The following is a 4,000-nucleotide window of genomic DNA, read 5'->3' as shown; positions in this document are numbered from 1 at the left end:
ACCTGACCAGGGTGGATCATTGTCAATACCCACCTGATAACCCAGGCCAGTCCAGAGAATTTGCAACTCTCTGGACTGAACCGGCGGCTCAACATGAGCCAACGCACCTGTTACGGACAACACCAAGCACAGGGCAATTTTCCTCATCCGATGGTAGTTCCTCTTGCAAGCTGGGGCGATAGCAAAGGGAGCAATACTCCCTTAATCACTCCTTAAAACTGCTCACCCATTGAGTAAAACTGTCTGCCAAATGAACCATGTCCTTTTCCCCCCTGGGCTCATCCTCATTAGGGTCATCGGTATAGTCATACTCATGGTCAATCCAGAATATATGGCCATAATTTTCTCGTGATAGCCCTATAAAAACAGAATTCCCCCCCTCATCTGCCCCTATTTCAAGATAGTTTTTATTCCAAGGTTCTCCTAAATCATAGGATGGATGACTTTCTACAATGTTATACCCCACATGACTTGTAAAACCGTACATCCAAGACATCCTTACAGAACCATATTGCTTGGTCTGCTCTTTAGTTATATGACCTAACTTGAAGCTTGATCTTTCACCAAAATAGCCAGCATGATAGCTCCTAATAAATTCTTTATAATCTTCAGGAAGAGATATGCCAAGTCTAGCTTCAAAACCAACTACGGCTTCCTCCCCAGGAAAAGGGTATTTGGTTACATAATCAATACAAAGATCAAACATATAACATCCTCTCAATTACCTTTTATATTTTGTGCCCTGCATAATACCTTTTTCAATCAACTGGTTGAAAATTGAAATAGAACCAGTATGTCTTGCTGCATTATGAGATTCTCTTGATACAAGCTGCATAACTCCAAGATCTTGATGATGATGCCATACAAGGTCTAGCTCATCTCGTCTTTTCTTAGAAATTCCAGCAAGTCTATCTGCAACCTTAAAGTCAGCCTACCTATCAACACCTGAAAGTTTAATTGTTACAGTATTATATTTTATTTCAGGCCCTTCATAGAGGTGATCACTCAAGTCAGGAAATCCTTCTTCATCGTAACGTATCCTTTTACCACTTTTGGTTTTTACTGAAAAAGTAAATGGTTTCATAGCACCATCCAAGTATTTTACAGATTTTCCTCGAATAATTGCATTCTCATCCGAACTTACAAACTCATTAGGTGCTTTAGTTTGGACAGGCTTTTTTAAAACACCACTTTCAAGAAAGCGCCTCCTTCCCGAGTCCATACTTGAATATATCTTAGCCAGTGCCGGGCTCAGCTCTGGGTCAATAGTTTTTCTTGCTTTCGGTGCCTCTAGAGGATCACTCGGTTTTGCCTTGGTTCTTGCAATACGTTCACTAATATCACAGTTGGCATTAGCGTTATGTACCCACAGCCCATTACTTCCGACAAAATAACTGGGTGTATCCTCAACACTGAAATTGTAAACTTGGGCTTGCTCTTCAACCCGGGTTACTTTACGAAGTAAAATGTCTCCATTTTCAGTTGCAATAGCATTACCAGTGACCAAGTCTGAAGCATTTGTCCAACCAGCCCCTTGCAACCAGAATGGATGCTCCCCAGTTACCAGAAGTGTGTCGAATCCCGTATCCAGTTGGTAGTAATGATCTACCTTCCTGCTCATCAGCTTTGTTACTTTTCTGGCTTGATCTTGATAGCTAGTTCTCGTCCAAAAACGCATCAGCCAATCATAATCGGACTATACGTCCGTTTTAATATTTCCTGAAATTCCAGAGATCCAGAAAAACCCCTCCCTTTTTTTCTCTAATCTGAGACGGATATTGGAGAAAAACGCAAAAAGCAGGCAGAAAACATCCTCCCACCATGCTGGAAAGGTACTTTCATGTAGCGTGGAGGTGGCTATCAGGATGGTGCCGGGTGCCTGGCCAGAATAACCAGGTTGTAACAGACCACCGATAACCAGCAATGAGAGTCAAAACGCTCAGAACCCTTGCAGTGGCAACGTGATAGCCCAAAACATCTCTTTAGCCACGAAATTCCTGCTTCAATACCTGCCCGGAAGCGAAAGAGCGTTTTATACACATACTGACTTTTAGTCATCTCTTCGACTTCAAGTCCGCGCTTCTTATTAAAAGCCACATCGCTGATTCCCATGGCCTTGGCTTTTTCCAAATTAGCGCGACACGCGTATCCGCCGTCACCGCTTGTCTGGCGAGGTACACGACCATAAATTTCTTTTTGTCTTTCCATCATCGGAATGAATCGGTCCGAATCCGCTGGGTTACCTTCCTCAATAACCAGGTCCAGGATCAATCGACTTTTTCCCTGAACCAGGTTCAGTTTATGGCCGTACTGCACTTGCCGCCTGTCTTTTACGATGATATCCGTATGGGGTTCATACAGGCTAACCACTTTCTCCTGGGCTGGCACCTTTTCACCCTTAAAGACCCTGCGCTCTGTCTGGGAGATTACGGCATCCACCAGGGGTAACAGATGATCCACATCGGCCTGCCACTTGTCGGCATCATCAGCCAAGAGACACTGCCCCTGCTGACGGGCGTTTGCAAGCGTGACAGTAGCTTCGATAAGTACCTTCCGGGATTTTCGGGTCAACTGCAGCAGTTTTTTATAATGCTGATGCCGCTCTTCTTTGCCAGCGTAGATGCATTTTCTGGCCGCATCTTTTACGGCTCGGTTGTGATGGGTATATTCATAAAGCGGTGTCGCTGTCAGTGTTTGTCCCCCAGCAAACGACAAATTTCTTTAACGGAACTGGCTAAAAGATCACTGTCGCAAGGAGGTTTGATATCCGATTCGGTGACTGTGCTGTCAATAGCCACAGTGCGCCCTTTTTCAATACCCTGATCTTTAGCGGTCATTAGCTGACAGTTATTAATCCGTTCCCATGTAGATGCAGTAAGAAGGCTGATGAGCCCATGCAAACTGGAGCGACTGGGGCGCTGGTTTGGTTCCAGGCGACAAAAGTCTCGAAAGAGCATGGAGTCCATCAAAACAAACGACAAGTAGTCATAATCACAATTCAAATACTGTTTCAGGAGTGCCGCACGAAGTACGGATTCTGCTGATAGTCCGTTCCGCCCAGTGTTTTGTTTATCACCAGAACTTAAGTTCTCATAAATCCAGTCATTGAACTGTGGATGGGCATCAAGCCATTGCGAGATACCGGAAAGCTGGGAGCAGATTTCATGAGGTACGTAATGGAGTTCCATACTACACTGCGGGTTGCTTTTTTTTCGCATTTGGAGCCCTCTGTTTTTGGCAATCCCTTGTGTTTATTGGTCTTGGGAAGTTTAGTCGCCAGATAGCAGTAGGGCTCCACTTAATTTTTCAGAATAAAATCTACAGTTTTCAATTGGTTGTGTTTTTGGACGAGAACTAGCTAATATCTGATCGAGAGAGAACCTGTTCATCGACTTGCAGCGTTTCTATCTGACGTAAACCATCCGGTGTATGGACGTTTGTACCTGCAACAAAACTACTACATCCAACATCAATTTTTGAATCTGCAACTTTACCAAGTCTGGAAACTTTTACTGCGATCCTGGCCAGTGCAGCTGGGCTAACATTTTCACCAATGACTTTTCCACGCTGATATGCAGTCCCTTCAAGAAGGTCGCGAATATCCTCTCCAAGTTCTTCAATAATCAGTTCGATAGTGCCATCTGGATCAAGAACAAAGCCTTTTGCAAGGTTATAAATATTCTTGGCACTTTCGATAGGGTGGCGAACTAACTCCCACAAACCAGAAATTTGCTCTTTCAAGCCATCCCATAACCCTTTGGCAAACTGCTCAATTTGCTCAAGCAAACCCTCATCATTATTGTCACTATCACCTGAACCATCACCACCGTTTCCACCACCCGGCAGCTCACCCGGCTCTCCGTCATCGTCTCCACCGGAGCCACCACCATTACCATTTTCATTCCCACCGTCAGGGCCTTCACCATAATCCGGCTCACTGCCTGATCCACCTCCGGTGTCGGGCGTCTCTTCCTCATCGCCACTGCCCGGTGATGTGTCG

At 44.9% G+C, this 4,000-nt stretch carries 5 protein-coding genes and 1 pseudogene; all 6 read right to left on the bottom strand.

The annotated features are described in order from the left end of the window. Positions 1 to 205: 205 nt before the first annotated feature. Positions 206 to 706 (bottom strand): SMI1/KNR4 family protein, encoded by a 501-nt coding sequence (locus ACO6UY_RS24095; protein WP_422491572.1) that lies wholly within the window; start codon positions 704 to 706, stop codon positions 206 to 208. Between the two features lie 15 nt (positions 707 to 721). After that, positions 722 to 901, bottom strand: a pseudogene (locus ACO6UY_RS24090) (HNH endonuclease); the annotation flags it as partial. Positions 902 to 931: 30 nt separating this feature from the next. Continuing rightward, positions 932 to 1,678 carry a polymorphic toxin-type HINT domain-containing protein gene (locus tag ACO6UY_RS24085; protein ID WP_422491571.1) on the bottom strand — a complete coding sequence of 249 codons (747 nt, stop codon included), beginning with the start codon at positions 1,676 to 1,678 and terminating at the stop codon, positions 932 to 934. Between the two features lie 182 nt (positions 1,679 to 1,860). Next, positions 1,861 to 2,715 (bottom strand): transposase, encoded by an 855-nt coding sequence (locus ACO6UY_RS24080; RefSeq protein ID WP_422491570.1) that lies wholly within the window; start codon positions 2,713 to 2,715, stop codon positions 1,861 to 1,863. Beyond that, positions 2,688 to 3,218: a hypothetical protein gene (locus tag ACO6UY_RS24075; protein WP_422491569.1), complete on the bottom strand. Its 531-nt coding sequence runs from the start codon at positions 3,216 to 3,218 to the stop codon at positions 2,688 to 2,690. Before ACO6UY_RS24075 ends, ACO6UY_RS24080 begins: the two co-directional genes overlap by 28 nt. A gap of 136 nt (positions 3,219 to 3,354) precedes the next feature. Then, the coding region (locus ACO6UY_RS24070) for a hypothetical protein (RefSeq protein WP_422491567.1) at positions 3,355 to 4,000 on the bottom strand (646 nt) is incomplete at its 5' end.

It is taken from the genome of Endozoicomonas sp. ALE010 (assembly GCF_049310165.1).
Taxonomy (GTDB): domain Bacteria; phylum Pseudomonadota; class Gammaproteobacteria; order Pseudomonadales; family Endozoicomonadaceae; genus Endozoicomonas.
The sequence above is the reverse complement of the archived record's forward strand: the minus strand, read 5'-3'. Positions and strand labels throughout refer to the sequence as shown.